The organism is Constrictibacter sp. MBR-5 (assembly GCF_040549485.1).
Lineage (GTDB): Bacteria > Pseudomonadota > Alphaproteobacteria > JAJUGE01 > JAJUGE01 > Constrictibacter.
Window position 1 is genome coordinate 386,562 of the sequence record NZ_JBEPTK010000004.1, and the last position, 26,351, is coordinate 412,912.

Genomic DNA, 26,351 nt, shown 5'->3' on the forward strand with positions numbered 1-26,351 from the left:
CTCAGACCTGCATAATTTCCTTTTCTTTGGCCGCCAGGGCATCGTCGACCGCCTTGATGTGCTGGTCGGTCAGTTCCTGGATCTCCTCCGCCCAGACCTTCTGCTCGTCCTGGGACAGTTCGCCTTCCCTTTCCATCCGCTTCAGCATGTCCATGCCGTCGCGCCGGACGTTGCGGATGGCCACGCGCGCCTGCTCGCCGTAGCGCGCCGCGATCTTCGACAGTTCGCGCCGGCGATCCTCGCTCAGTTCGGGAATAGGTATCCGCAGCAGCTGCCCGTCGCGCATGGGGTTGAGGCCGAGATTGGCCTCGCGGATCGCCCGCTCGGTGGCCGCCACGACCGCTTTGTCCCAGACCTGGACCGTGATCATCCGCGGCTCCGGCACGCCGAGCGTGCCCACCTGGGCGATCGGCATCTTCGCGCCATAGGCCTCGACCGTGATCGGCTCCAGCAGGCTGACCGAGGCACGCCCGGTACGCAGGCCCTGGAATTCCCGGCGGAGCGCCTCGAGCGCCCCATCCATCCGCTTCTGAACGTCGTCTATGTCGGGATCGGCCACGAGATCACCCGTTCGCATCGCAAACGATGGTCGACTTGCCGCGGCCCGAAACGACCTCGGCAAACGCGCCATCATTGTGGATCGAGAATACAAGAATCGGAATGCCGTTGTCCCGCGACAAGGCAATTGCGGAGGCGTCCATCACACCGAGCTGCCGCGTCAGCACTTCCATGTAGGTCAGGCGGTCGTAGCGGACGGCCTTCGGATCCTTCTTCGGATCGGCACTGTAGACGCCGTCGACCTGCGTTCCCTTGAGAAGGGCGTCGCACGCCATTTCGGACGCGCGCAACGCCGCCGCGGTGTCGGTCGTAAAGAAGGGATTGCCGGTCCCCGCCGCGAAGATCACGACGCGCTGCTTTTCCATGTGCCGCTGAGCCCGCCGGCGAATGTACGGCTCGCACACCGACGACATCGGGATCGCCGACTGGACACGGGTCGGGACATCGATGCGCTCCAGCGCGCTCTGCATCGCCAGGGCGTTAATCACGGTCGCGAGCATGCCCATATGGTCGGCCGTTCCGCGGTCGATGCCCCAGCCGGCGCCGGAGATCCCGCGGAAGATGTTGCCGCCGCCGACGACCAGGCAAACCTCGACCCCCATGGCGCGGACCTCGGCCACGTCGGCCGCGATTCGGTTCACGGTTTTCGCGTCGATGCCGAACTCCTGATCCCCCAGCAGCGCCTCGCCCGAAATCTTGAGGAGTACGCGACGATAGCGCGGCTGGACGGTCATGTGCGGCGGATCCTCCGATGGCTGGCGGCGGGACCGGGATCCCGCCGCACCGGCTGGTCAGCGATTGAGCGTCGCTGCGACTTCGGCTGCGAAGTCCTGCTCGGCCTTCTCGACACCCTCGCCGAGGGCCATGCGAACATAGCCGGGCACGCTGACCGGCGCACCAGCCGTCTTGCCCGCCTCCGCCAGAACCGCCTTCACCTTCTGGTCGGGGTCGAGCACCCAGACCTGCTCCACGAGGACGACTTCCTCGTAATACTTGCGCAGGCGGCCCTCGACCATCTTCTCGACGATGTTCTCGGGTTTGCCGGATGCCCGGGCCTGTTCGCTCAGCACCGCGCGCTCGCGGTCGAGCGCCGTCGTGTCGACCTCGTCGGTGCTCGCCCACTGCGGGTTGGCCGCAGCGACGTGCATCGAGATCTGCCGGCCGAGTTCCTCGATCTTGCCGACGTCGCCGCTGGTCTCGAGCGCGACCAGCACGCCGATCTTCCCGAGACCCGGGGCCGTCGCGGCATGCACGTAGCTGCCGATGAGACCCTGCGAGGTCGACAGGCGGGCGAACCGGCGCAGCGTCATGTTCTCGCCGATCCGCGCGATCAGGTTTGTGAGTTCCTCGGCAACCGTTCCACCACCCGGATAAGCGGCGGCCTTGAGTGCCTCGACATCGCCCTCGACGCCCAGCGCCACCTCGGCGACGGTGCTGACGAAAGTCTGGAAGTCGGGGTTGCGCGCGACGAAGTCGGTCTCGGCGTTGACCTCGACGACGGCGCCCGTCGTGCCCTTCACGGCAACGCCGACGAGACCCTCGGCGGCGACGCGACCCGCCTTCTTCGCCGCAGCGGCGAGGCCCTTCTTGCGCAGCCAATCGACCGCCGCTTCCATGTCGCCGTCGGTCTGATTCAGCGCCTGTTTGCAGTCCATCATGCCGGCGCCGGTCGTCTCGCGCAGTTCCTTGACCTGCGCGGCGGAGATTGCAGCCATTGCTCTTCCGTCCTCGGTTTCGGCCGGCTACCGCCGGCCGCAGTTAGCGGATGTCGCGCTCAGGCCGTCGCGGCCGGCGCGCTCTCCTCTTCGGTCGCCTCGGCGGGAACCTCGGTCATCGGCTGATCCTGCTCGCCGATGTCGACGCCGGAGGTCACCATCTCGCGCTCGAGGCCGTCCAGCACGGCGCCCGCGGCGAGTTCCAGATACAGGCTGACGGCGCGGATCGCGTCGTCGTTGCCCGGCACCGGATAGGTGATTCCGCGCGGATCCGAGTTGCTGTCGAGGATCGCCACCACCGGGATGCGCAGCGTGTTCGCCTCCTCGACGGCGATGTGCTCCTTGTTCGTGTCGACGATGAAGATCAGGTCGGGCAGGTCCGCCATGTCCTTAATGCCGCCGAGCGTCTGCTCGAGCTTGTCGCGCTCGCGCGTCAGGTTCAGCGTCTCCTTCTTCGTCAGGCCGGTCGTGCCCTGCTGGAGCATCGCCTCGAGCTCCTTCAGCCTGCGGATGGAGTGCGACATCGTCTTCCAGTTCGTCAGCATGCCGCCGAGCCAGCGGTGGTTGACATAGTACTGGCCGCAGCGCTGCGCCTCGGCGGCGATGGCGTCCTGCGCCTGGCGCTTGGTGCCGACGAATAGGATGCGCCCGCCGCCGGCGGCGACGTCGCGAACGACCTCGAGCGCGCGATAGAGCATCGGCACGCTCTGCTGCAGGTCGATGACGTGGATACCGTTACGCTCGCCGAAGATGAACGGCTTCATCTTCGGGTTCCAGCGCCGGGTGTGATGGCCGAAATGGACGCCGGCTTCCAGCAGCTGGCGCATCGTGAATGTCGGAATAGCCATGTGTCGTTCTCTTTTCCGGTTGTGCCTCCGCGGGATGTGACCCGTCCGGACGAGCCGGACACGGGCACCGGAGCGAGCGACGCACGGCGCCGCCCGCGTTCCCGCGTGCGAAGTTGGCGCTAGATAGTGCAGCGAGGGCCGTCTTGGCAAGGACGGCCTGCCCGCATGCGCGGCTGTGCGCGTTTAGATCGCTTCCAGATAGTGCACGCTGAACCGCTCCCGGGGATCGGTCCAGGCCGCCCGCGGCGACAGGCCGCTGGTCTTCGCCATCGCCTGGAACTCGGCAATCGTGAACTTGTGGGAGTTCTCGGTATGGATCGTTTCGCCCACGTCGAAGGCGAAGCGCCGGCCGTCGATCGTCACGTCCTGCGCCCGCAGGCTCTCCAGGTGCATTTCGATCCGGCCCTTCGCCTCGTTCCAGATCGCCCGGTGGCGGAAGGCATCGAGGTCGAAGTCCGCCGCCAGTTCGGCGTTCATCCGCACCAGCAGGTTCTTGTTGAACGCGGCTGTCACGCCCTTCGCGTCGTCGTAGGCGGCGACGAGCACGGCGGGATCCTTCTTCAGGTCGGCACCGACGATGACGCCGCCGCCCGATCCGACCAGATCGGCCATCCGCCGCAGGAACACCGCCGCTTCGCTGCGGTCGAAGTTGCCGATCGTCGACCCCGGGAAGAACACCACGCGCTTCGCGGTCTCTGCCCCCGCCGGTAGCGGCAGGTCGAAGCCGCGCGTGTAGTCGGCGATCACCGGGATGATCGGGATGTGCGGATAGTCGAGGGCCAGCTGCCCGGCGGCCGCCACCAGATGCTCCCCGGAAATGTCGGCGGGCATGAAGGCCGCCGGTGCTTCGAGGGCGTCGAGCAGGATACGCACCTTGCGCGTCGCCCCCGCCCCCGGCTCGATCAGCACGACGCCCGGCCCCGCCAGTGCCGCGATCGACGTCGCCCGGGCTTCCAGGATGCCGATCTCGGTGCGGGTCGGATAATATTCTTCGAGCTCCGTGATCTCCTCGAATATCTCGGAGCCGCGGGTGTCGTAGAAATACTTGGCCGCCAAGCGCTTCTGCGGATGGGACAGCCCATCCAGCACGTCGCTGAGGAATGGCCCCCGTCCGGGCGCAAGGTCGAGCGTCTGCAGGGCCGCCGCCCCGGCGTTCACGCGGCCTCCGTGGCCAAGCGGACGCCCGAAAACGGCCAGCGCTGGTGCGGATAGAAGAAGTTCCGGTAGGTGGGCCGGACATGATCCTCGGAGGTCACGCAGCAACCTCCGCGAAGCACCATCTGATTGATCATGAATTTCCCGTTGTATTCGCCGACGGCGCCCGGCGGAGGGCGATAGCCGGGATATGGCGCATATGCACTCATGGTCCATTCCCAGACGTCGCCGAACATCTGCTGCAGGCCCGGCGCATCGCGCACCGGCAGCGGGTGATGGGCGCCGTTGGCGACGAAGTTGCCGGCGACCGGCACCGAGCCGGCCGCCACTTCCCACTCCGCCTCGGTCGGCAGCCGGGCGCCCGCCCACCGGGCGAAGGCGTCCGCCTCGTAGTAGCTGACGTGGCAGACCGGTTCGCGCGGGTCGATCTCGCGCTGCCCGCCCAGCGTGAACAGCGACCAGTCCTCGCCGTCGCGGTTCCAGTAGAGCGGGGCCTCCCAAGCTTCCGACTTCACCGCCGCCCACCCGTCGGACAGCCACAGGGTCGGCGTTCGGTAGCCGCCGTCGCGGATGAAATCCAGCCAGGCGCCGCAGGTCACCGGCCGCCCCGCCAACCGGAACGGCGGCACGTAGGTCCTGTGTCGCGGCGTCTCGTTGTCGTACGCAAAGCCCTCGCCCCGATGGCCGATCTCGACGAGGCCGCCCTCGAACGAGACCCACGACTCGGCGGGGATGCTTCCCGGCTGCCGCGTCGGGGGCGGGGCATAAGCCGGCCGCAGCGGGTTGAAGGACAGCACGTGCTTGATGTCCATGAGCAGCAGTTCCTGGTGCTGCTGCTCATGATGCAGGCCCAGGTCCACGAGTTCCGCGACCTCGCGCCCCGGTTCCTGCGCCAGGAGCCGACGCATCGCCTCGTCGACATGCCGCCGGTAGTCGCCGACCTCCGCCACGCCCGGCCGCGTCACGAGCCCACGCTGCGGGCGCGGATAACGGGCTCCCGCCTGCTCGTAATAGGAATTGAAGAGGTAGGCATAGGCGGAATCGAGCGGCCGGTAGCCTTCCAGGTGCGGCATCAGCACGAAGGTCTCGAAGAACCAGGTCGTGTGCGCCCGGTGCCACTTCGTTGGGCTGGTATCGGGCATCGACTGGACGGTCTGGTCCTCCGGCGACAGCGGCGCCGACAGTCGCTCGGTCAGATCACGAACCGCCGTGAAGCGTGCGGATAGGTCGTTCCACTGGTCTCCAGCCCCGACGGACCGGATCGGATCGACGACGGCAGCCATGAGATGCTCCCTTTGTTTCTTGCGTATGCCGCGTCCGGACGGAACAGTAGACCACACCGTCCCGGGATCAACCGTCACACGGTCCCGTCGAGCCACCCCACCGAAACCAACAGGCGAGCCGCATTGCCGGACACTGGAACGGGCCTAACGGGCCGCATTCGAGGAAGTTCCCGAACGGCCCAGGGGATGATGCTGATGGCGGTGGCCACGCTCTGCTTCGTCGTCATGCAGAGCATGGCGAAGCATGTGGGCAAGGAACTGCCGCCGTTCGAGGTCGCCTTCTTCCGCAACCTGTTCGGCCTCGTCGCGCTCACGCCGCTGTTCCTCCGCCACGGTCTCGAACCCCTGCGCACCGACCGCATCGGTCTCCACGCCTTTCGCGGCGCCCTCCAGAGCGTCGGCATGCTGTGCTTCTTCACCGGCGTGACGCTGATCCCGCTCAGCACCGTGACGGCGCTGAGCTTCACCGCGCCGCTGGTCGGGAGCCTGCTCGCCGTCCTCGTCCTGGGTGAGATGGTCCGGGCGCGCCGCATCACCGCGATGATCGTCGGCTTCGCCGGCGTGCTCGTGGTCCTGCGGCCCGGCCTGACCGAGATCAGCCCCGGCGCCCTGCTGATCCTGGCCTCGACGATCAGCTGGGGCAGCACGATGGTCCTGATCAAGATCCTGTCGCGGACGGATTCCAGCGCCACCCAGACCGCCTACATGGGCCTCTTCATGACGCCGATCACGCTCGTCCCCGCCCTGTTCGTCTGGGAGTGGCCCACCCTGGAGCACTATGGCTGGTTCGTCCTGATCGGCGCCGCCGGGACCCTCGGTCACCTCTGCTTCGCCCAGGCGTTCCGGCTGGCCGACGCGACGGCGGTTCTGCCGCTCGACTTCCTGCGCCTGCTCTGGGCGACGCTCGCCGGCTGGGTCGTCTTTTCCGAACTGCCGGACGTATGGGCGTGGATCGGCGGTACCGTCATCTTCTCCAGCGCCACCTACATCGCCTATCGCGAAAGCAGGCTCGCCCGCGCCGACAGGCCCGTATAGCGCGGGGTTCCGCCACTTCGCTCCACACAAGCGAAAAACCCTAGGCCCGGCCTGGAATTATCTCTTGATTCGCAGGGGGGGTCCCCCAGCTTTTGGGGCCTTGCATCGACGAGGTAATTCGCACAAAACACGCGCCTCGTTTTCCACCCCCACCACTGGCCTCTGGGAGTTGCCTAATGACCAACCCTCTTGGGGAGCTGGCGTTTGTCGCGGGGTACAATGGATCGAAGGATCCGGCGTCCGCAAAGAAGCCGTTCAGCGCAACCCACACCACGCTCACCGTCGTCCCTTCCACTCCCGTCGAACCGGAGCAGAAGGATTATTTCGTTGAACGCGACGGTTTGAAGTTCGCGGGTACGCATCTGATCATCGATCTATGGGGCGCGAGCCGTCTCGACAACCTGGAGGTTGTCGAACAGGCACTGCGTGATGCGGCGATCGTGTCGGGCGCTACGATCCTGAATGTCGATCTGCATCATTTCGAGCCGAACGGCGGCATCTCCGGCGTCGTCGTGCTGGCAGAGTCGCACATCAGCATCCACACGTGGCCGGAGCGCAATTTCGCGGCGCTCGACGTGTTCATGTGCGGCGACTGCAATCCCTACAAGGGCATCCCGGTCCTGCGAGAGGCGTTCGGCCCGGACAACATCAACGTGATCGAGCACAAGCGAGGCCTGGTGCTTTGAGCGGCGGCTCGTGGTTCCGCGAGGAACTCCACAAGCACATCGCCATGACCTACGAGGTCGGTGAGGTCCTGCACAGGGGCCGAACCGACTTCCAGGATCTCGTGATCTACACGAACCCGACCTTCGGCCGGATCATGGCGCTCGACGGCGTCACGCAGACGACCGAGGGCGACGAGTTCGTCTATCACGAGATGATGTCGCACGTGCCGCTGTTCGCCCACGGGGACGCCAAGCGCGTCCTCGTGATCGGGGGCGGCGACGGCGGCGTCCTGCGCGAGGTGCTGAAGCATCCCGTCGAGGCGGCCGTCGAGGTGGAACTGGACAAGGGCGTCGTCGACGCCTCGATCCAGTGGCTGCCCTCGATCAGCGACGGTGCCTACGACGATCCGCGCACGCGCCTGATCGTCGGCGACGGCGCCAAGTTCATGGCCGAGACGGACGAGAAATTCGACGTGATCATCGTCGATTCGACCGATCCGATCGGCCCGGGCGCCGTGCTGTTCAGCCGGGAATTCTACGCCGACTGCAAGCGGTGCATGAACCCCGGCGGCATCCTGGTCACCCAGAACGGCGTGCCTGCCCTGCAGGCCGACGAGCTGGTGAGTTCGGTCGGCCATTTCCGGGCGCTCTTCCCGGACGGCAACTGCTATCTCGCCGTGGTGCCCACCTATGTCGGCGGCTTCATGGCGATGGGCTGGGCCTCGCTCGATCCCGCCAAGCGGACCGTCGACGAGGCGACCCTGCGCCGCCGCTACGAGGCGTCGGGCATCGAGACCCGCTACTATTCGCCCGAACTGCACCGGGGCGCCTTCGCACTTCCCAACTTCGTCAGGAAGCTGGTGGGCTGAGCCGAGGCTCTGCCGAACGACACGAGAAGGGCTGGCCGGAGCGATCCGGTCAGCCCTTTTCCACTGGCGCCGCCGGATCCTTCGCCCACTCCTGCATCGAGGCGTCGTAGACCGCGACGTCGTCGCGACCCAGCAGCGTCAGGGCGAAAGCGTCGCCGGTCGCCGCGATGCCGCCGCCGCAATAGGCGATGACCTTCCGATCCGGCGCCACGCCGGCCGCATCGAACGCCGCGCGAAGCCTGTCGGCGGGCAGGAACGTCCCCGCCGGGTCGAACAGGCTGCGCGCCGGGACATTGACGCTGTTCGGGATCCGCCCGGCCCGGCCGTAGGTGATCCCGCCCTCGCCGCGATGCTGTTCGGGGCTCAGGGCGTTGACGATGCAGGTCCCCGCGTCGCCGGTCGCGGCGGCGACCTCGTCCTTGCCGACGAACAGCCCCGGCCGCGGCACCGCCACGAATTCGGCGGCCGGATAGGCCGCCGGTGCCGTCGAGATCGGCCGCCCCTCGCGCCGCCACTTGGCGAAGCCGCCGTCGAGGACGCGTGCGTCGTCGAAGCCGAAGGACCGCAGCATCCACCAGAGCCGGGTCGCCCATTGCGGCGAGTCGGTCGAATAGAGGACGGCGCGGGTTCCCTCGCCCACGCCGAATCGCCCCATCGCCGCGGCGAAGCGATCCGCCGGCGGCACGGTGAACCGCAGCCAGCTGTCGGGATCCGACAGATCGCCGATCAGATCGGCGAAGGCCGCCCCCGGAATATGGCCCTGCTGATACTGGGTACGGCCGCTCTCGGCACGATACTCGCTCCAGTCGGGCAGTGGACGCAGGAAAACGGTGCAGTCCAGCACGCGAAGCCGCGGATCGCCGAGCGCCGCCTCCAGTTCCGCCGTCCCGATCAGCAGATCCGGGCGCGCATAGCCGCGTTCTCCCGCATCTTTCGCCGCGCTCATGTCCGTTGCGCTCATGCCTGTGCCTCCGGTCGGTGTGCCGCTAGTGTAGCCGGCAACGAGAACAGGAAGAACATGCCTCCCGGAAACGCCCCCGCCACCATCGTGCCGATGTCGCAATCGGCGCGCGGCATCCTCTGCATGATCGCCGGCGTCTTCGTCCTGACCACCCAGGACGCCATCACCAAGTGGCTGACGGACGGGTATCACCCGGGCGAGATCACCTTCTATCGCGGCATCTTCTCCTTCATACCCATCGCGATCCTGGCGGCGCGCACGGACGGCTTTACGGCACTGCGGGCGAACCGCCTGGGGGCCAACCTCGTGCGCGGGCTCTTCGCGCTGGCGACCTCGGCCCTGATCGTCTGGGCCTTCAGCGTGCTGCCGCTGGCGGAAGCCCTGGCGATCGTCTTCGCCAGTCCGCTCATCCTCGCCGCCCTCTCCGGGCCGATGCTGGGCGAGCGGGTCGGCTGGCGCCGCTGGGCCAGCGTCGCGGTCGGCTTTCTCGGCGTGATGCTGCTGACCCGCCCCTCGACCGCGGGGGTCGAACTCGTGGTGCTGATCCCGCTGGGCGCGGCCCTCTGCTCCGCCCTGCGCGACATCGCCACCCGAAAACTGGGCGGCCACGATTCCGCGACGACCATCATCTTCTATACGCAGCTGGTCGCCGTGGCGGGGACGGCACCGACGCTCCTGATCGCCTTCAGCGGCTGGCCGTCCGCAGCGGACTGGGCACTGTTCGCCGTCGCCGGCATCCTCGTCGGCATCGCCCATTCCTTCATCATCCAGGCCTTTCTCCTCGCGGAGGCCGCGACGGTGGCCCCCCTGCGCTATCTGGCTCTGGTCTATGCCGCGGTGCTGGGCGCACTATTATGGGGCGACCTACCCGATGCCTGGGCGATCGGCGGCTCGGTGCTGATCGCCGCCAGCGGCCTCTACACCCTGCACCGCGAGACCATGGCGCGGCGCAGGCCCCAAGCGGAGCGGTGACACGGCACATGACGACTTCTCTGCGGACCGTCGAAACGACCCGCGGCCGAATCGGCTATCGCAAGGCCGGGAGCGGCCCCGACACCCTCCTGCTGCTGCACGGCCTCGGCGGCAATTCCCTGTCGTGGGAAGCGCAACTGGCGGGACTGGCCGACGGAAGGACCGTCGTGGCCTGGGATGCGCCGGGCTACGGCGCGTCGAACGATCTCCCCACGGACGACCCCTCGCCCGACGACTATGCGGAATCGCTCTGCGCCTTCATGGACGCCCTGCGGATCGAAGCCTGCGACCTGGTCGGTCACTCCATGGGCGGCATCGTCGCGGCCCGCTTCGCGGCGTCACGACCCGCGCGGGTCCACAGTCTCGTCCTTTCCTGCACCTCCGCCGATTTCAGCCCCTCCGGCCCCGGCTTCGCTGCACGGGTCGAAGACCTGCAAACGATGCCCGCCGCCGAGTTCGGTCGGCTGCGGGCGGGCGGCATGGCCGCGGCGGGCACGCCGCAGCCCGTGCGCGACCGCCTTGCCGCCGTCGCGGCCACCGCGCGCCTGCCGGGGTTCGCGGCGGCGGCGCGGATGCTGGGCCGATCGGACAATCGCCACCTGCTGCGGGACCTCTCCCTGCCGGTACTGGTCATAGCTGGTGCAGAGGACAGGATCGCTCCCGTCGCCGAGGCCGATCGGCTGGCGGCGCTGATTCCGGGTGCCCGTCGCGTGACGATCGCAGGCGCCGGCCACGCCCCCTATGCAGAGGCGGTTGCATCCTATAACGACGCGGTATCGGATTTCCTGTCGCGGCGCTGAACGTGTGGTCATGACGTCACCTGAGCTATCGACCACGGTCGTCGACGGACGTTCGCTCGCTTGGCGCGAGGCGGGCCGCGGGCCGGCGATCGTCCTGCTGCACGACATCTGCGCAGACTCGACGGCTTGGGCACCGCAGTTCGGCGGCTTGGCCAAGGATTATCGCGTCGTCGCCTGGGACTGCCCCGGCTTCGGCGGATCGGCGCTGCTGCCTCAGCGCGAACCGGCCGCAGCCGACTATGCCGACGCCCTCGGCGCGCTGCTGGCCCACCTCAAGATCGATCGGGCGGCCGTGGTCGGCGCCGGTCTCGGGGCGGTGGTCGCCACGAGTTTCGCCGCGAAGCGCGGGACCGCCGTGGGTGCGCTGGCGCTGGTCGGCGCGCAGGCGAAGATCGGCGGCGCCGAGGCGGCGCGCATGCTGGGTTGGCTCCAGGATCTTGTACGCGATCCCGCCGCCTTCGGCCTCACCTACGCCGACACGGCGCTGCCACGCGGTTGCGAACCGCCGGTACGAGCGCATGTCGCGGCCATGGCCGCCAGTATGGCGCCGATCGGCTTCGGGCGCGCATGCCAGATGCTGGCCGGCGCAAACCTGGCCGAACAGCTCAAGTCCGTCCATGCGCCACTGCTGCTGCTCTACGGCGATCTCGACCCGATCGCGCCGCCCGAGGCCGGGACTTTGCTCGACATGATCGTCCGCGGCACGGTCACGGAGATCGTCGAGCAGGCGGGCCACATGCCGCAGCTGGAGACGCCCGAGCCCTTCCACCGCGCGCTGCGCACCTTCCTCCGCGCCGCGCGCTCGCGCGCCTAGCGGAGCATCTCGCCCTCGGCCGCGCCCGCACCGGGCAGGTCTGCGATCTCACGCACCAGCTTGGTGCGAATGGCCGTGGCGAAGGCGTCGAAATCCGCGGCCGGTACGATGAAGGCGCCGGCGCCACCGATGACGTTCGCCTCGTAATAGGCGTCGCGGTCGGTAGCGCCGGGCCAGCCCCCGGGACCCGGGCGGCCGTTCAGGATCGGCAGCCCGTTGATCGTTATGCCGCGCGCCACCGCCTCGTCGCGGGCCGCGCCGACGGGGCGGCCACTGTTGTTGTAGCCGTCGCCGGACACGTCGATCACCCGTCGCAGGCCTTCGAAGCCGTTGCCCTCAAACAGGTCGGAGGATAGGTCGATCGCCGCCGAAATGGACGTCCACCGCTCGGCGTGTTGCGGCTGTGCCTGGAGTTCCACCGCGAAGTCGGCCGCCGAGCCGCCGTCTTCGATCAGCCGCCACGCGACGACGATCCGCTGATGATGCTCGCCGGCCCATTCCATGTAGGTCACCGCGATCCGGCCGAAGGGGCCGCCACGGACGGCCTTCACGACATCGGCATGCGTCAGCGCCTCGACATAGCCGCGCCGCTGCAGCGCAGCCTCCTCCGGATCGATGCTGCCCGACACGTCCACCGCGAGGACGAGCTCGATGTCGACCGGCAGGTCGCTCGCAGACGCCGGGCCGGCGGCGGCCGCGAGGAAGGTCGCGAGCAGCGAGACGACGACGAGGCGGCAAAGGAGCGGCACGAGACGCCTCCCACGGGACCTGCCGCACAGTGAAACGCATGCCGGCCGGATCCGCCAGCCCGGTCGCGGGTCCGGTCAGACGGCGGCGCCGTCGATGTCCGCCTGCGGCACGCCGAGTTCGCGCGCCGTCGCGGCGATGCCGCGCCATGCATCGTCCGGAAGCGGCACGCCTTCCGCCAGCCGCGTGCGGCGGTAGCGGTCCTCCGTCTCGCCCGGCAGCAGCACCTCGCCGCCCGGCTCCGCCGGCCGGGCGCCCTGCACGAATTCGAGATAGGTCCGCATCTCCTCCCCAAAGAAGCCGTCGGTGTCAAAGAACTCGACCGTCATGTAGATCGACAGCATGCCGTTCGAGAACTGCCGCGGCGATGGGCCGGCCGTGCCGTTGCCGGTGAACGCCCCGCCCAGCAGCTCGCACATCAGCGCCAGCCCGGACCCCTTGTGCTCGCCCATCGCGCGGATGGCGCCGCGGTTCTCGCGCTTGTCGGGTGGCGCGTCCGGCCCGGCGTCGCCGTAGAGCGTCGCCGGGTCGTTCGTGAGCCGCCCGTCCGGCTCGATCAGCGCGCCCGGCGGCACCGGCTTGCCTCCCTTCGCAGCCACCAGCACCTTGCCCTCGGCCACCACCGAGGTCGCGAAGTCGAGGATCAGCGGCGTGTCCCCCTTGCGCGGCACGCCGACGCAGAAGGGCGCGGTCGAGAAGCGCTTGTCGACGCCCCCGAAGGGCGCCACCAGCACGCTTCCCGCGGCATTGACGAAATGCACCGAGACCTGCCCCGCCTCGGCCGCCATCTCGGCCCAGTCGCCGACCCGGCCGACATGCCCGGCATGGCGCAGCGAGACGATCGACAGCCCGCTGGCCGCCGCCTTCTCGATGCCGATCCGCACCGCCTGGGGCGCCACCGTCTGGCCGAAGCCGTATTGGCCGTCGAGCACCGCCATCACCGGCGAATCCTTCACGACCTTCACGGTGCGGTCGGCGACCACGGCACCGGCGCGCAATTGCTGCACGTAGCGCGGGACCCGCACCACACCGTGACTGTCGTGCCCGACCAGGTTCGCGGAGACGAGGTAACGGCCGATCCGTTCGGCCTCGGCGGCGGAACAGCCCGCGCGCGCGAAAATGTCCGCGACCAGCCGTTCCAGTCTCTTGGCGTCGATCAGCACTGACGTTCCCCTCCTCGATAGCTTCTCCAGATATTCGGCGGTTTGCCGCCCGGTGGGAAGGCCGTGCGTTGCACGTGTCACATCCCGCGGCAATGGCCATGCTCCTGCGCTCGCGGCGGTGGCGAACATGGCGGCGTTCGCGTAAAACCGTCGCTGGCCCCGGCCTCGAAGACACATCGCGAGCGACAGGAACCCTTTATGCAGCTGGCCAAGCGCCCCGTCACTTTCGCGCGCAGCGTCGCCTTCATCCTGATGATGGGGGCCGCGGCGCCCGCCCTGGCTCAGACTCAGAGCGACATTCCGTCGCTTCCCGGTGGCTTCAGCATCAACGACCTTCCCCCCGACATCCAGCAACAGCTTCGGTCGGGCTCCGGCACGGCGCCGCCGCCGACGCTGGCGCCAGAGGAGCGGGAGCCGCGCTCGGTCGGCGCCAGTCCGGCAGCCGCCGCCCAACCTTCGCTTCTTGAGGAGCAGTATAGTCGGCGTGCCGGCCGCCCCATGGAGCAGATCGGCTACGAGGTCTTCGGACCCAACGCCGGCGTGACGTTCCGAGAGGTCGGAGCCGTACAGGACGGTTACATTCTCGGCGTCGGCGACCAGATCGTGGTGCATATGCGGGGCCGGACCAACCGGACCGACATGGTACAGGTCGACCGGGAAGGGGCGGTTGTGCTCCCCGAGTTTCCGCCGATACCGGTCGCGGGCATCTCGTTCGGTGAATTCAAGGCGGTGCTCAAACGTGAAGCCGCCCAACGCATGCTCGGCACAGAAGTCTTCGTGTCGCTGGGCCAGGTGCGCGAAATCAGCGTTACGATGACCGGCGAGGTCACCAATCCGGGCGTTCTCACGCTCAGTAGCCAGGCTTCATTGATCGACGCGCTGCGCCTAGCGGGGGGCATGAAGAAGACCGGCAGCCTGCGCGGCGTGAGGATCATCCGGGAAGGCACGAACATTCCTGTCGATCTCTACGACTTCGTATTCGGCCGCTCCGACACAGGCACCCTCTCCCTGACGAACGGCGACCGCATCTATGTGCCGGTGATCGGCACCACGGTCGGATTGTCAGGACAGGCGAAGCGGCCGGGAATCTACGAGTTGGCGCCTGGCTCAGAGTCCATCACGACCAGCGGGCTCGTCGAAATGGGCGGTGGCGTTGGAGTCCGTGGACGTTACCGGTATGCAGTGCTGCGTGTCTTGCCGGATGGCACCGAACGCTTGGTCAGCCTCGACCGACCGTCAGGTCAGCCAATCGGCAGCGGCGAAATCCTCTTTGTGGAGACGGCGACCGACGTCACGGTCGGGACGGTGTCGCTCGCCGGTCATGCGAGGCTCCCCGGTCCGTACCCGCTGTCCAGCGCACGATCGGTAAGGGCGCTGGTCCGCGGTTATGAGGGTCTGCTGCCGGATCCTTATCTGCCGTTCGCAGTCGTAGAGACGGCCGACCCGCAGACACGCGCCAGCCGCTTCGACAAATTCGACCTCGGTGCCGCTCTTTCCGGCCGACGTGACATTCCGCTCTCCAGCGGCGACAAAGTCTTCCTGTTCGGCTTGGAGGAGATCAGGTTCTTAGCGTCGACAGAGGTTGCGGCGGCATTGGCAGGGCAGCCCTCTCAAGGTAGTTGCGCGGGAATTGACTTCCTGACCCGCTGGGTCCTGGCGAACCCCAATTCAGATCTGGCTTCCGGTCAATTCTCGACCGCCTTGCAGAGACTGGTGGGACCTCGGCTCGCTGCCGTCGACCAGAACAAGACGGGCAAGACGTGCCCCGCGGTCTTCGACCAGAACCCGCGGCTGCTGACATTCGCCCTGCAGAACTCCATTGTCGTACTTGGAAACGTCCTTAACCCTGGGGCCTATCCGGTCGCGGCACCTGATGGCATCGACCAAGTGATGGCCTTGGCGAGAGCCCTTTCCGGCGGACGCCAAAGTTCCGTCCAGGCGGTCGGCGCCACGGCTGAACTGAACCGGTTGGCGGCGGAGAGGGCGTCTGGCGTGAGGCGGCCAGCCGAGCGTCCCACGGTGAGGCGGAGTGCCGCCGTGGCCGACGTGGTCGAGATTGACGAGGACCGCGTCCAGTTGGTTGGACACGTGCGGTTTCCGGGAACCAGAAGTCTGGCTTCCGCTCCCACCGTTAAAGACCTGATCGGCGATCAGACTCAGTTCAAGCTGGACCCGTATCTCCTCTACGGCCTCATCCTGCGGCGGAACCCTGACACTTTCATGCGGGAAGTCATCCCCTTCTCGCCTGCGAGCGCCATGTCGGGCGGCGATCCCATCCCACTCGCGAGCCGTGACGTGGTCCGGATTTTCGGCTTCCAGGAAATACAGCGGCTCGTCCAGGGCGGCGGTCAGGCGCCGCCTGCGTCGGCAGGAGATGCATCCCCGGCTCAGGGACAGGCGGGGACCGGAGCCGGCAGCCCGACTGGACCAGCGGGTACCGCCGGGCCAATCGTGCCAGGCGGGCAGACGGGCCCCCTCGGTCAGGGCGGCCCGGCGCCGTCGCAGGCACAGCAGCAGGCCGGAGGCGCAATCGGCTCGCCAGGCGGCCCCGGTCAGGGCCCCGGCTCGGTACCGGGCCAATTTGGCCAGTCTTCTGGACAATCCGGCCAATCAGCCGTGATGACAGGCCCGTCCGGCGCGGCACTCAGCCGCTTAGGAACGATCGACACGTCATCGGCGGGGGCCGTACCCTCCGGTGATCAGGCGGCGGAGCAGCCGAGCGAACCCGGCACGTTGGCGCCCGAGACTTTGGGGCGCCTGCTCGCCGACGCATCGGTCGAACTGCTGGGACAGGTCGTCGTGCCCGGCCGCTATCCGATCGTCGGCGAACTGTCCCTCGACAAAGTCCTTTCGGCAGCCGGCGGCGTCGCCGCACGCGCCGACATGGGTGCCGTCGAGATTACCCGCTTCGTCCTCGCCCCTGATCGGAACGAAATGGAAGTGGAGCGGCAGCTTCATGACCTTCGCCTGATCGCACCGACTGCGATCAGCGTGAGCGCGGGCACGGTCGTTCTCATCAACCCGCTCATCTCGCAACAGGAAATTGGGCTAGTAGAGATCCGTGGCGAGGTGAAGCGTCCAGGGCGCTACGGAATTGTGCGCGGTGAAAAGCTCAGCTCATTGATTCAGCGTGCCGGAGGTCTGCAGCCGCTGGCCTACCCTACCGGCGCGGTATTTACGCGCGCAGCCGTCCGGCAGTCCGAGGCGCAGGCTCGCAGCCGAGCCGTAAGCGAGTTTCACCGCGCACTGATCGGACGCATGTCGGAACCAGCCAGCAAGACCAACGAGCAGCTGACGCCTCAGCAGATCGACGTGATTACCGATCTGCTCGGCAAGCTTCAAAGCACCGACGCTCTTGGCCGAATGGTCGTCGAGTTGAATCCGATCGTGCTTCAGCAGCGACCGGAATTCGATGTCACCCTTGAGGGGGGCGATCAGATCACGATCCCGCGGCGGCCTCTGTCCGTGTTCATCTCGGGAGAAGTTTTCAATCCGGGTGCACAGCAGTTCTCCACGACGACCAGCATCAGCGAATACCTGGAGGCGGCGGGCGGTGTGACGGACGACGCTGACCTCTCGAACGCCTTCATCATCCGTCCCAACGGGTCCGCCATGCGCATCAACTTTTCGGTCTGGGGCTCGTCGAACGACGAGATCCTGCCTGGGTCGTGGATCGTGGTGCCGCGCGACATTGCGCCGTTCCGGATGCGCGAGTTCGCGACCACCGTAACACAGATATTCAGCCAGCTGGCGGTGAGCGCCGCCTCGATCGCGGTCATCAGCCGCAACTAGGAGACTGGCATGCACGACGCCCGACGCGGGCTACCGCGCCGGGCATCGGTGTTTCTGGAGCGAAGACGTCGGCGGTTCGACATCACCGCGAGCGGCACAACCCTGCTCCGAGCACTGCACCGTAACCGCGCTGTCTACTTGCCCCCAGTGCTTTGTATCGTATTCAGAATCCCGCTGTCGCCGCCAGCGCCGGTGCCGGTGTGGGTCCGACCGATGCGGCCGCTGAAGTTACGCGCTCAACGGCCCCTTCGCGTACACAACTGCGATATCAGGATACCGGTTGCAGGCGACGGATGCGGTTGATCCGGAGCGTGCGATAGGTGTCGCAGGTCGACCATGCGGCGAGTTGGCCGGTAACCTCGACGCGCTCACCTTCCATCACCCCGCCCAAAGTCCCCACCAGGGCATAAGGGTCCTCGCCGGGCACGGTGAGCAGATGGCATTGGTTGGGATCCGCCGCCACCAGAGTGACTTGCCCCTCCACTGTCACCCTCACTTCGTCCCGCCATACCGCCTGCACGTTGCTGGAACCGCGGCTTTCCGCGGCGGCGCCGCCGAAGCCGAGGTCCGTCATGAGGCCCTGACCCGTCGCGCAGCCGCCGAGGGATGCGATGGCGGCGAGCGCGGCGAGATTTCTGATGATGCGCATGCTGGGTCCCGGCTTTTGCGTCAGGGTCGGTAGAGCCATCGGGCGTCGACGGCGAAGAGCGGGTCACGGTCGCCCGGAGTATCGGGTTGATCCGTCTGGTAGCGAAGGCCGAACGCCAGCGACGACCGGTCGAGCGGCACCTCAAGGCCGAGTTCGAACACGTCGATGTCCTCGGAGGTGGCACTCACCGCGTTGCCGCCGGGGCTGCCATCGCGATTCACGTCTGCATGATGGTAGGCGCCGCGATAGATCCAGCCGCGATCGTCGGTGAGAATTCCGATCGCCGAAAGCAGACGCGTGTCGTTGTCCAACGCATGGGCGATCGGCCGCCCGCGATAGCGATAGCCGGTCCTGTAGATGAAGTGGTTGTAGGTCAGGTCGTATCTCTTGTCCGAATTGAGCACGCTGGCGGCCGTATCGGAATATTCCGTGACGAAGCGCCAGTGAGCCCCGCCCGCGCCGGCCGCACCGGCGAGCGACATCCCGACCAATCCGGTGGCGCGGCTAGGGAAACCCCCGGCTTCGTCGTCTCCGATATACTGCGCATAGCCGGCATATGCCAAGCTTCCGATATGGCCGGCATAGCGGGCGTCGAAGCCCGCGAGTTGGTTCGACGGGTCGCTCGCGTCGCCGGTGTTGTCCCGTCCGGTGACGGCATCGAACCAGGTGCCGGCACTGCAGGATCGGTCTTCGCCGCAGATCTGGAAGGTTCGCGACGCCGCGAGTTCGAGTCCGGGCAGCGGATTGACGGAAAGCCGCATCCCCGCGATCAGCGGATCCTTCACCGCTCGATCCCGCTCCTCAAGGACGCCGACGAAGACGTTGGCCTGCCACGGCCCGAGCCAGCGCAGCACCGGTAGCTCGGAGCCTTTCGGGTCGTTTCGCATGACGCCTACGCGCGGAAACGGCCGGGCGCTGTTCGACAGGATCAGGCTGCTGTTCCAGCCCGGCCCCCACCACTGATCCGTCAGCCCGCCATAGAGCAGCCAGTCGTGGGTCTCGTGTGCGACATAGCTTCCGTCCAGACGCAGTTCATCGTCGCTGAAATCCGCCTCCGACTGTCCGCCGATGCTGAGCCGCACCGCCGTCGACGGCCACATATATTCGGCCTGCGCCGTCGCATCCCATTCGTCGCGCGCCCGCTGTTCGAAGCCGCGCACCAGCGCCGGCGCGTTCGAGGCGGAGACGCTGACCGTCGCGCGCCACCGTTCGGTTTCGGTCTCGGCGAGATAGCGCTCGCGCACCCGCTCGAGCGCCGCGGCGACGTGGGGTGGCAGGCCGCTACGAACTGGACGAGTCATGGCGCCGGCGAACTGCGCCCACGGAATGGGCCACGTCGTAACCGGCCCGGGAACCACCCGCCACGCCTCCAGCAGCTCGATGTCGCTGCGCAGGTTTCGGTCCCCCGGATCGATCCACGGCGCTGCCGTAGCCGCGGGCACCGGGGCCAGCCCCAGCGCAATGCCGAAGAACATCACCGCGGCCGGACTGCAGGCTGCGAACCTCATCCGCCGATCCGGCACTGACATTGGGGGGCGGCAGGCAAGGGCTGGCAAGTCTCGTTTGGCGGCTCCCGCACTATGGAGCACACGGCCAGTGCGAACAAGTTCCGCCCCGTTAACAGGATCTTACGCAAACATGCCGATCCTGTCGGGTGCACGGCGATGCCCAGCGAGGCGGAGATGGCGGGTGAGTCCCGCGAACACACGGCGGCCGAGAACGACGCGAAGCCGGACAAGACGGCGGCGCCCGTCGTCACACGCTCCGGCTATGCGCTGCTTCCCGGCGAACTGCTGCCCGCGCTGGCGTCGCCGACGGCCCAGGCGTTCGCGGTCCGTCAGGATGGCGCATCCGAGGGACAGCTGTTCGCCTTGGTCTTCGAATCCCTGTTGCCCCGAATCAGGGTGCTCCGTTCGCTGGCGGTGAACCAGCCGCATGGGGTCCTGCGTGTCCTCGATTGCAGCGTGGTCGATTGGCCGCCGCTCGGTCGACGGGCGATCGTGGCTGTCTGTGAGGTGCCCGAAGGTGGTCGGGTTGCCCTCGGCGACGAGCGCCTTTCCGTCCAGGAGACGGTGCAACGCGTCATCTGGCCGGTTACTCGCGCCCTCCGCCACCTCGCATCGCTGGGAATCGCGCACCGTTCGATCCGCGCGGACAATCTGTTCTGGGCGGACGCGCGTCGCAGTTCGGTGATCCTGGGCGAGTGCTTCTCGGCTCCGCCGGGATCCGACCAGTCGGTCGCGCACGAGACTCGGCCGAACGGTGCCGCCGATCCGATGGGGCGCGCCGAGGGCTCCGCGAGCGAAGACCTCTATGCGTTGGGCATCACGGTCCTGGAGCTGACCTGCCGCGGATCCGCCTGGAAGGACGTTCCGGGCAAGGTGCTGACGCAGCGGAGGCTGGATTTCGGATCGGCGAGCGCGGTGCTGAGTGCCGAGGCCCCGCCGCCGGAGCTGATGCCGATGCTGCGCGGCCTCCTCAACGACGACGAGGAGCAGCGTTGGGGCCTGGACGAGATAGAAACCTGGTTGCGCCAGGAGCGCATACCGCATCATGCCGCCGCCGGTGCCGGCACACAGGGAAAAAGCCTGCGCGTCGGGCAGGAGCATTATCGCACCCGACCGTCGGCGGCGGCGGCGATCGTCGGGAACCCCCGCGCCGGCTTGGCCATCGTACGCTCCGGCGCGCTTGCCGACTGGCTGCGCAACGGCCTGCGCGACGCCGGCGCTGCCCAAGCCGTCGATACCCTCGTGCGATCCGCGCAGCGCTTCGCCGCGACGGGCCCCGACAGTGATGCGATCATGGCGGCGCGCGTCGCCAAGGTGATCGATCCAGACGGCCCTCTGCGCTATGGCAGTGTCACGGTCATGCCGGACGGGTTCGGCACGTTCCTGGCGTCGATCCTCATCGACGACCGGAACCGCACGGATCTGATCGGGATCATTCGGTCCGGCCTGCTCTCCGACGCCTACGGTGTGGCATGGGCATCCGCCGGCAGCAGCCGGGGCGACGCCCTTCAATTCGCGACACAGGCCGGCTTCGGTGCGGGGCTGGAGCGCTGCGCCTACGAACTGGTTCCCGACCTTCCCTGTCTCTCGCCAGCGATGCGGTCGGCCTACGTCCTCGACCTACCGATGTTCCTGCGTCAGCTGGAGCATCTCGCGCGAACAGCCGATTTCCGAAACTCGCCGCTCGATGCGCACGGCGCCGCATTCATCGCGCACCGCATGTCGCTCGGCCGGCAGCGGATCGCCAATCTCGGCAGCCGGCAGCCTCTCGCCGGGGAACGCGCCGTTCTCGAACTGCGCCTGCTCGCCGCCGCACAGATCATGGCCGGCCGGGAGCCGCTTCCTCTGCTCTCGAACTGGATGGCGGCCCGCATCGCGCCCCTGCCGGCCCGTCTGCACAATCGCGCGCTTCGCAAGCAGATCGCGGGACGCCTGGCAGCCGCGCGCGAGTCTGGACAGTTGATCGAGCTCTTAGCCCCGCTCGACGCCCAGAGCACCTGGGACGAAGACAGGCAGGGCTTCGACCGCGCGCGGCATCTGTTCGCCGCTGCAGGCGCCGAGATGGCGCGGCTCCGCGCCGAGGCCGACGTGATGGAACGCCGGGCCGCCAACCGGGGCCGCGAGATCGCCGTCGCAGTATCGAGCTTCGCCGGCTTCTCCGTCGTCGTGCTCGTACTCGCACTCCAGGCGCTTTAGGCATGGCCGCTTCAGCTCCCAGGACCTCGCCGGCGTCCCGGCGCACACCGGCCCAACGACCGGCCGTGCAGCGCGCGGCCCTACCGCGTGGGGCGGCTTCACGCCCCCCGGCGGGAGGCTACCGCGGTCGCCTGAAGACCGCGGGCATGACGGTGCTGGCGGGGGGCTTCCTGCTTCTCACCGTTCTCATGCCGCCGGCGGCGCTTCTCATCTTCATCGGCGTCATGCCGACGATCCTCGCGTGGATCGCCGAAGCACCCGAGCGCCGCGGCATTGCGACGGCGGTTGGGGCGCTCAACCTCGCGGGGGTCGGACTTGCCGTCTACTTCTTCACCCTTGGCGGCGCCGAAACCGCGCGCCTGCCCCGCTATCTGTCCCAGCCGTCGGTATGGGTGGGGATGTATGGCTCGGCGGCCATCGGCTGGGGACTGTTCCTGACGATCCCGCCCGTCATCCAGGCCGCCGACCGGTTTCGGCGCCGCCAACGCGTGGCGGAATTGCGGCGCTTCCGTCGCAAGCTGACGGACGAGTGGGGACACGAGATTTCCGGCCCGCGCCATGTGTCGCCCGAGACTTCCGACACGGTACTCTAAGCGGTCTTCCCCGGCCGCGCGGCGACGGCGTCCATCTTCTCCCGCAATGCCGCGTTCTTGATCGCCTTCTGCAGCTTCTCGAAGGCCCGGACCTCGATCTGGCGGACGCGTTCGCGGGAGATGCCGTAATGCTGGCTCAGATCCTCCAGCGTCGACGGCGAATCCTTCAGCCTGCGCTCGTTCAGGATGAAGCGCTCGCGCTCGTTGAGCTGCTCCATCGCACCTTTCAGCATCTCGCGCCGGCGCGACAGTTCCTGGCTCTCCCCCAGCCGCGTCTCCTGGCTCTCGCTCTCGTCGACGAGCCAGTCCTGCCACTCGCCCTCGCTGTCGGCGCGCAACGGTGCGTTCAGCGAATGGTCCGGACTCGACATGCGTCGGTTCATCTGGACGACGTCGTCCTCCGGCACGCTCAGTGTCTCGGAGATCTTGCGGACGTTCTCCGGCGTGAGGTCGCCTTCCTCCACCGCCTTGAGCTGTCCCTTGAGCTTCCGCAGGTTGAAGAAGAGCTTCTTCTGCGCCGCGGTGGTACCCATCTTCACCAGCGACCACGAATGCAGGATGTATTCCTGGATGGCGGCGCGGATCCACCACATCGCATAGGTGGCGAGACGGAAGCCGCGCTCGGGTTCGAAGCGCTTCACCGCCTGCATCATCCCGACATTGCCCTCGGAGATCAGTTCCGAGAGCGGCAGGCCGTAACCGCGGTAGCCCATCGCGATCTTCGCGACGAGTCGCAGATGGCTGGTCACGAGCCGATGGGCGGCCTCGCTGTCGCCGTGCTCGCGCCAGCGCTTGGCCAGCATGTACTCCTCCTCCGGCTCCAGCATCGGAAACTTCCGGATTTCCTGGAGGTAGCGCGAGAGGTTGCCTTCGCTTCCGACGGCGGGAAGGTTGGCGGGAACGGGCGAAGTGTTGGCCATGGCACGATTCCGATCGACGGACGGGCGGCGGCTCCGGGCACGCCTCCGCATAGATGGCGTGTGCCCGAAAGAAACCCACGGAACGTTACTTTGTTTCCTCGCGCCGGCTCAATCCTCGGCGTCATCCGCCGCCAGCACCGCCAGCAACCCCGCCAGATCGGCCGGCACGGGCGACCGGAAGTCGAGCGGTTCCCCCGTGCGCGGATGGGCGAATCCGAGGGTCGCAGCATGCAGCGCCTGACGCGGGAAAGCACGGGCCGCGACGGCCCGCGGATCCTGGCCGCCCCGCCCGCCGCCCCCGTAGACGGGATCGCCGATCAGTGGGTGTCCACGGCTCGTGAGGTGTACGCGGATCTGGTGCGTCCGCCCCGTCTCGAGCCGGCATTCGATCTCGGCCGCCAGCCGCCCGAAGCTGCGCAACACCCTGTAGCGGGTGGCTGCGGGGCGGCCGCCGGTGCGCAGGACCGCCATCTTCTTGCGGTCGCGCGTGCTGCGACCGATGTTTCCTTCGATCCGGCCGTTCGCTGGCTCGGGCAGGCCCCAGACCGCCGCCCGATAGACGCGCCGGACGGTCCGCGCAGCGAACTGCGCCGACAGCGCCGCATGCGCCAGGTCGTTCTTCGCCACCACAAGCAGGCCGCTCGTGTCCTTGTCGAGGCGATGGACGATGCCCGGGCGGCGCACGCCGCCGATACCGGAGAGGCTCTCGCCGCACCGCGCGATGAGGGCGTTCACCAGCGTTTCATCGCGGCTCCCGGGCGCGGGGTGGACCACCATGCCCGCAGGCTTGTCGATGACGATCAGGTCGTCGTCCTCGAAGACGACATCGAGGGGAATGTCCTGTCCCTGCGGATCGGCGGGCTCGGGCGGCGGGATCGTCACCACGAACCGCTCGCCCGCCCGGACACGGCGGCTGGGATCCGTCTCGATACCGGCTTCGCCCTGGACCGAACCGCTCCGCAGGAGGACCTGGAGGCGACTTCGCGACAGTCCGGGCATCGCCTCGACCAGCGCCCGGTCCAGTCGTTCGGCCGCGGAGCCCACCGTCACCTCCGCCGTCGTCATCGTCTCGTCTCCGTCCCCGGTCCCATGCGGTGAGGATACATGGTAGTTGATCGTCTCGATTGATCGTCCGGATGCGGATCGCCAGCCATAGGATGACGGCGTGCGTGCACTGAAGGTTCTCGTGGTGGTGATGGGTTTGCTGATCGTGGTCGGCGTCATCACGCTCGCGATGGTTATCGCGCAGAGGCTGGGCGGCGCGACGACCGCCCGCATCAGCGAGCGAACCCTGACGCTGCCCGCCGGCGGACGCATAATCGGCGCGACCCCGGGCGACGGCATGCTCGCGGTCACCGTCGAAATGCCCGACGGAACCACGCGAATCGAACTCTTCGACTTATCCTCGGGAAAATCTGCGGGTGCGATTGCAATTGCCCCTGCAGCCCCCAGATAGGCGACCGCTGCCCACAAAGCAGCCGGCAAGCAGCAGCAAAATCGTCCGGCCGTCGGCGAAAGCTTGATCGTCACGGACGTTTCTGCCAATGTGCGCGCCGCTTATGGCCCCGTCGTCTAGCGGTCCAGGACACCGGCCTCTCACGTCGGTAACACGGGTTCGAGTCCCGTCGGGGTCACCAAGCATTTCGCATCGCCTGCGCATCGGAGATGGTCGCGCGTCCGCATCGCGGACCCAGTCGCGGCGGCGGATGCCGGCGACGGCACCAACGATCAGCAGGATGCGATGACCGATCCCCGAACCGTCGAGCCGTTCGCGGCGACCGAGGCCGATGTCGTGGCCCTCGAACGCCTGATGACCGCGCGCCACAGCTGCCGCGCGTTCCTGCCCCAGCCGGTGCCGCGCGAGACGATCACGCGCATCATGGAAATCGCCCAGCGCACCGCCTCGTGGCGGAACGGTCAGCCGTGGCAGGTGGTGATCACCAGCGGCGAGGGGACCGAGCGCTTTCGCGAGGCGATGTACGCGCACGCCGCCAGCGATGCGCCAGACCAGTCCGACCTGCCGCGCCCGCGCGAGTATCGCGGCGTCTATGCGACGCGGCGCAAGGAGAGCGGCCTCGCCCTCTACCGCCAGCTCGGTATCATGAAGGGCGACCGCGAGGGCTCCGATCGGCAGGCGATGGAGAATTTCCGGCTGTTCGGCGCGCCGCACGTCGCCATCGTCACCACGGATGCGTTGCTGGACGTCTACGGCGCCGTCGACTGCGGCGGCTATGTCGCGAGCTTCATGCTGGCCGCGCAGGCCATGGGCGTTGGGACGATCGCACAGGGTTCGCTCGCCCGCTTCTCGCCGTTCGTGCGCGCCCATTTCGGCATTCCCGACGACCGGCTGATGGTTTGCGGCATCTCCTTCGGCTTTCCCGACACCAGCCATCCGGTCAACGGCTACCGCACCACGCGCGCCGCCGTCGACGAGGTCGTGACCTGGGTCGACTGACGCCCTGCGCGGGCGACGCGAACCCGGAGCCCGCTGGGGCGTTTGTCTGACGGTGTCGCGATGGACGGCGCCGCTGCGCCGGCGGGGTAACCGATGCACGACCAGATCGAGGACCGTAAGCGGGCCCGAATGACGGAGCGCCATGTCGACGCCGACAGCGCCGAGGCCGCCATCGAGCGGGAAGAGGAACTGCAGCCGCCGGAACGCCGGTTCATGACCGCGGCCTTCGTCCTCGCCATCGTCGTGGGCATCACCGTCGCGGTCTGGCTACTGGGCTGAAACCTCCGGCCGCGTCGCTGCGGCCGGATGGCCTCTCGGTCTACTTCACCGACGAGAAAGCGGTCGGCTGCAGGAACTGGTTGCTGACCTTGGCGACGATGGCGCCGTCGGCTTCAGTCTCGGCCCGCTTCTTCAGCCACTCCGGATCGGCCGCGAAGGCGTTCCACTTCGTCTCGCGATCCGCCAGCGAATCCCACGCCAGCAGATAATAGAGGGTCTGGTTCGATTCGCCGACCAGCACCGTCCAGAAGCCGGCCTGTCTGATGCCGTGCCGCTCCCAGATCTTCAGCGTGATCGTCTCGAAACGCTTCAGCAGGGCCGGCAGCCGGCCGGGGACGCACTCGTAGACCCGCAATTCGTAGATCATCGGCCTT

Annotated in this window: 26 protein-coding genes and 1 tRNA gene; 13 read left to right on the top strand and 14 right to left on the bottom strand. The window is 67.8% G+C overall.

From position 1 onward, the window contains the following. Position 1: 1 nt before the first annotated feature. From frr to egtB, 6 genes are all read right to left on the bottom strand, one after another. Entirely contained in the window at positions 2-559 is a 558-nt protein-coding gene (gene frr / locus ABIE65_RS11905; RefSeq protein ID WP_502918525.1) for a ribosome recycling factor, read from the bottom strand. A 4-nt stretch (positions 560-563) separates the two neighbouring features. After that, a complete protein-coding gene (pyrH, locus tag ABIE65_RS11910; RefSeq protein WP_354077924.1) occupies positions 564-1,292 on the bottom strand; it encodes a UMP kinase in 729 nt (242 codons plus the stop codon). Between the two features lie 57 nt (positions 1,293-1,349). Further along, the gene (tsf, locus tag ABIE65_RS11915) at positions 1,350-2,273 is read right to left on the bottom strand and encodes a translation elongation factor Ts (RefSeq protein WP_354077925.1); all 924 of its coding nucleotides are present in this window, start codon (positions 2,271-2,273) and stop codon (positions 1,350-1,352) included. A gap of 59 nt (positions 2,274-2,332) precedes the next feature. Further along, a complete protein-coding gene (gene rpsB / locus ABIE65_RS11920; protein ID WP_354077927.1) occupies positions 2,333-3,121 on the bottom strand; it encodes a 30S ribosomal protein S2 in 789 nt (262 codons plus the stop codon). A 183-nt stretch (positions 3,122-3,304) separates the two neighbouring features. Further along, positions 3,305-4,279 (bottom strand): L-histidine N(alpha)-methyltransferase, encoded by a 975-nt coding sequence (gene egtD, locus ABIE65_RS11925; RefSeq protein WP_354077928.1) that lies wholly within the window; start codon positions 4,277-4,279, stop codon positions 3,305-3,307. Then, entirely contained in the window at positions 4,276-5,559 is a 1,284-nt protein-coding gene (gene egtB, locus ABIE65_RS11930; protein WP_354077929.1) for an ergothioneine biosynthesis protein EgtB, read from the bottom strand. The genes egtD and egtB overlap by 4 nt, the downstream gene beginning before the upstream one ends. 195 nt (positions 5,560-5,754) lie before the next feature. Here egtB and ABIE65_RS11935 point away from each other — a divergent pair, with 195 nt between their 5' ends. The 3 genes from ABIE65_RS11935 to speE all read left to right on the top strand — a co-directional run bounded on the left by ABIE65_RS11935 (position 5,755) and on the right by speE (position 8,128). Continuing rightward, positions 5,755-6,594, top strand: a complete 840-nt coding sequence (locus tag ABIE65_RS11935; RefSeq protein WP_354077930.1) for a DMT family transporter — start codon at positions 5,755-5,757, stop codon at positions 6,592-6,594. A gap of 176 nt (positions 6,595-6,770) precedes the next feature. After that, positions 6,771-7,280, top strand: a complete 510-nt coding sequence (gene speD, locus ABIE65_RS11940; protein WP_354077931.1) for an adenosylmethionine decarboxylase — start codon at positions 6,771-6,773, stop codon at positions 7,278-7,280. Then, positions 7,277-8,128: a polyamine aminopropyltransferase gene (gene speE / locus ABIE65_RS11945; RefSeq protein WP_354077932.1), complete on the top strand. Its 852-nt coding sequence runs from the start codon at positions 7,277-7,279 to the stop codon at positions 8,126-8,128. Before speD ends, speE begins: the two co-directional genes overlap by 4 nt. A 49-nt stretch (positions 8,129-8,177) precedes the next feature. On the opposite strand, the gene ABIE65_RS11950 is transcribed toward speE, so the two are convergent. Then, positions 8,178-9,089, bottom strand: a complete 912-nt coding sequence (locus ABIE65_RS11950) for a sulfurtransferase (protein ID WP_354077933.1) — start codon at positions 9,087-9,089, stop codon at positions 8,178-8,180. A gap of 57 nt (positions 9,090-9,146) precedes the next feature. On the opposite strand from ABIE65_RS11950, the gene ABIE65_RS11955 reads away from it, so the two are divergent. From ABIE65_RS11955 to ABIE65_RS11965, 3 genes are read left to right on the top strand one after another with little or no spacing between them, the layout of a single operon-like run. Beyond that, positions 9,147-10,061, top strand: coding sequence for a DMT family transporter (locus ABIE65_RS11955; protein ID WP_354077934.1), 915 nt, complete (start codon positions 9,147-9,149; stop codon positions 10,059-10,061). An 8-nt stretch (positions 10,062-10,069) separates the two neighbouring features. Then, positions 10,070-10,861, top strand: a complete 792-nt coding sequence (locus tag ABIE65_RS11960; protein ID WP_354077936.1) for an alpha/beta fold hydrolase — start codon at positions 10,070-10,072, stop codon at positions 10,859-10,861. 10 nt (positions 10,862-10,871) lie between these two features. Further along, the gene (locus ABIE65_RS11965; protein WP_354077937.1) at positions 10,872-11,675 is read left to right on the top strand and encodes an alpha/beta fold hydrolase; all 804 of its coding nucleotides are present in this window, start codon (positions 10,872-10,874) and stop codon (positions 11,673-11,675) included. On the opposite strand, the gene ABIE65_RS11970 is transcribed toward ABIE65_RS11965, so the two are convergent. Together ABIE65_RS11970 and ABIE65_RS11975 are read right to left on the bottom strand one after the other, a co-directional pair. Beyond that, a complete protein-coding gene (locus ABIE65_RS11970) occupies positions 11,672-12,424 on the bottom strand; it encodes a DUF1194 domain-containing protein (protein ID WP_354077938.1) in 753 nt (250 codons plus the stop codon). The genes ABIE65_RS11965 and ABIE65_RS11970 overlap by 4 nt on opposite strands. Before the next feature lie 75 nt (positions 12,425-12,499). After that, the gene (locus tag ABIE65_RS11975; RefSeq protein WP_354077939.1) at positions 12,500-13,585 is read right to left on the bottom strand and encodes a malate/lactate/ureidoglycolate dehydrogenase; all 1,086 of its coding nucleotides are present in this window, start codon (positions 13,583-13,585) and stop codon (positions 12,500-12,502) included. A gap of 198 nt (positions 13,586-13,783) precedes the next feature. Here ABIE65_RS11975 and ABIE65_RS11980 point away from each other — a divergent pair, with 198 nt between their 5' ends. Then, complete coding sequence (locus ABIE65_RS11980; protein WP_354077940.1) at positions 13,784-17,377, top strand: polysaccharide biosynthesis/export family protein; 3,594 nt, start codon at positions 13,784-13,786, stop codon at positions 17,375-17,377. 268 nt (positions 17,378-17,645) lie between these two features. Here ABIE65_RS11980 and ABIE65_RS11985 read toward each other — a convergent pair whose 3' ends face one another. Continuing rightward, complete coding sequence (locus tag ABIE65_RS11985; RefSeq protein ID WP_354077941.1) at positions 17,646-18,026, bottom strand: hypothetical protein; 381 nt, start codon at positions 18,024-18,026, stop codon at positions 17,646-17,648. A gap of 20 nt (positions 18,027-18,046) precedes the next feature. After that, positions 18,047-19,534 carry a capsule assembly Wzi family protein gene (locus ABIE65_RS11990; protein ID WP_354077942.1) on the bottom strand — a complete coding sequence of 496 codons (1,488 nt, stop codon included), beginning with the start codon at positions 19,532-19,534 and terminating at the stop codon, positions 18,047-18,049. 174 nt (positions 19,535-19,708) lie between these two features. Between ABIE65_RS11990 and ABIE65_RS11995 the strand changes: the two genes are divergently transcribed. Both ABIE65_RS11995 and ABIE65_RS12000 read left to right on the top strand, forming a co-directional pair. Next, a complete protein-coding gene (locus tag ABIE65_RS11995; protein WP_354077943.1) occupies positions 19,709-21,730 on the top strand; it encodes a protein kinase family protein in 2,022 nt (673 codons plus the stop codon). Between the two features lie 146 nt (positions 21,731-21,876). Next, a complete protein-coding gene (locus tag ABIE65_RS12000; RefSeq protein WP_354077945.1) occupies positions 21,877-22,323 on the top strand; it encodes a hypothetical protein in 447 nt (148 codons plus the stop codon). Here the strand turns inward: ABIE65_RS12000 and rpoH are convergent. Both rpoH and ABIE65_RS12010 read right to left on the bottom strand, forming a co-directional pair. After that, entirely contained in the window at positions 22,320-23,243 is a 924-nt protein-coding gene (gene rpoH / locus ABIE65_RS12005) for an RNA polymerase sigma factor RpoH (protein WP_354077946.1), read from the bottom strand. The two genes, ABIE65_RS12000 and rpoH, sit on opposite strands and share 4 nt — an antisense overlap. Before the next feature lie 108 nt (positions 23,244-23,351). Continuing rightward, a complete protein-coding gene (locus tag ABIE65_RS12010) occupies positions 23,352-24,308 on the bottom strand; it encodes an RluA family pseudouridine synthase (RefSeq protein WP_354077948.1) in 957 nt (318 codons plus the stop codon). Positions 24,309-24,408: 100 nt separating this feature from the next. On the opposite strand from ABIE65_RS12010, the gene ABIE65_RS12015 reads away from it, so the two are divergent. From ABIE65_RS12015 to ABIE65_RS12030, 4 genes are all read left to right on the top strand, one after another. After that, positions 24,409-24,699 (top strand): DUF6476 family protein, encoded by a 291-nt coding sequence (locus ABIE65_RS12015; protein WP_354077949.1) that lies wholly within the window; start codon positions 24,409-24,411, stop codon positions 24,697-24,699. Between the two features lie 105 nt (positions 24,700-24,804). Next, positions 24,805-24,880, top strand: a tRNA-Glu gene (locus tag ABIE65_RS12020). 104 nt (positions 24,881-24,984) lie between these two features. Next, positions 24,985-25,698 carry a nitroreductase gene (locus tag ABIE65_RS12025; RefSeq protein ID WP_354077950.1) on the top strand — a complete coding sequence of 238 codons (714 nt, stop codon included), beginning with the start codon at positions 24,985-24,987 and terminating at the stop codon, positions 25,696-25,698. Between the two features lie 93 nt (positions 25,699-25,791). Then, on the top strand, positions 25,792-25,977 hold the full coding sequence (locus ABIE65_RS12030; RefSeq protein WP_354077951.1) for a hypothetical protein: 186 nt from the start codon (positions 25,792-25,794) through the stop codon (positions 25,975-25,977). A 40-nt stretch (positions 25,978-26,017) separates the two neighbouring features. Here the strand turns inward: ABIE65_RS12030 and ABIE65_RS12035 are convergent, their stop codons facing one another. Next, entirely contained in the window at positions 26,018-26,344 is a 327-nt protein-coding gene (locus ABIE65_RS12035) for an NIPSNAP family protein (protein WP_354077952.1), read from the bottom strand. Positions 26,345-26,351 lie beyond the last annotated feature (7 nt).

Coding starts and splice junctions, on each gene's coding strand:
- pyrH (WP_354077924.1), bottom strand. CDS start 1,292: ATGACCGTCCAGCCGCGCTATCGTCGCGTACTCCTCAAGATTTCGGGC.
- tsf (WP_354077925.1), bottom strand. CDS start 2,273: ATGGCTGCAATCTCCGCCGCGCAGGTCAAGGAACTGCGCGAGACGACC.
- rpsB (WP_354077927.1), bottom strand. CDS start 3,121: ATGGCTATTCCGACATTCACGATGCGCCAGCTGCTGGAAGCCGGCGTC.
- egtB (WP_354077929.1), bottom strand. CDS start 5,559: ATGGCTGCCGTCGTCGATCCGATCCGGTCCGTCGGGGCTGGAGACCAG.
- ABIE65_RS11935 (WP_354077930.1), top strand. CDS start 5,755: ATGGCGGTGGCCACGCTCTGCTTCGTCGTCATGCAGAGCATGGCGAAG.
- speD (WP_354077931.1), top strand. CDS start 6,771: ATGACCAACCCTCTTGGGGAGCTGGCGTTTGTCGCGGGGTACAATGGA.
- ABIE65_RS11950 (WP_354077933.1), bottom strand. CDS start 9,089: ATGAGCGCAACGGACATGAGCGCGGCGAAAGATGCGGGAGAACGCGGC.
- ABIE65_RS11955 (WP_354077934.1), top strand. CDS start 9,147: ATGCCTCCCGGAAACGCCCCCGCCACCATCGTGCCGATGTCGCAATCG.
- ABIE65_RS11960 (WP_354077936.1), top strand. CDS start 10,070: ATGACGACTTCTCTGCGGACCGTCGAAACGACCCGCGGCCGAATCGGC.
- ABIE65_RS11965 (WP_354077937.1), top strand. CDS start 10,872: ATGACGTCACCTGAGCTATCGACCACGGTCGTCGACGGACGTTCGCTC.
- ABIE65_RS11980 (WP_354077940.1), top strand. CDS start 13,784: ATGCAGCTGGCCAAGCGCCCCGTCACTTTCGCGCGCAGCGTCGCCTTC.
- ABIE65_RS11985 (WP_354077941.1), bottom strand. CDS start 18,026: ATGCGCATCATCAGAAATCTCGCCGCGCTCGCCGCCATCGCATCCCTC.
- ABIE65_RS11990 (WP_354077942.1), bottom strand. CDS start 19,534: ATGAGGTTCGCAGCCTGCAGTCCGGCCGCGGTGATGTTCTTCGGCATT.
- ABIE65_RS11995 (WP_354077943.1), top strand. CDS start 19,709: ATGGCGGGTGAGTCCCGCGAACACACGGCGGCCGAGAACGACGCGAAG.
- ABIE65_RS12000 (WP_354077945.1), top strand. CDS start 21,877: ATGACGGTGCTGGCGGGGGGCTTCCTGCTTCTCACCGTTCTCATGCCG.
- rpoH (WP_354077946.1), bottom strand. CDS start 23,243: ATGGCCAACACTTCGCCCGTTCCCGCCAACCTTCCCGCCGTCGGAAGC.
- ABIE65_RS12010 (WP_354077948.1), bottom strand. CDS start 24,308: ATGACGACGGCGGAGGTGACGGTGGGCTCCGCGGCCGAACGACTGGAC.
- ABIE65_RS12025 (WP_354077950.1), top strand. CDS start 24,985: ATGACCGATCCCCGAACCGTCGAGCCGTTCGCGGCGACCGAGGCCGAT.
- ABIE65_RS12030 (WP_354077951.1), top strand. CDS start 25,792: ATGCACGACCAGATCGAGGACCGTAAGCGGGCCCGAATGACGGAGCGC.
- ABIE65_RS12035 (WP_354077952.1), bottom strand. CDS start 26,344: ATGATCTACGAATTGCGGGTCTACGAGTGCGTCCCCGGCCGGCTGCCG.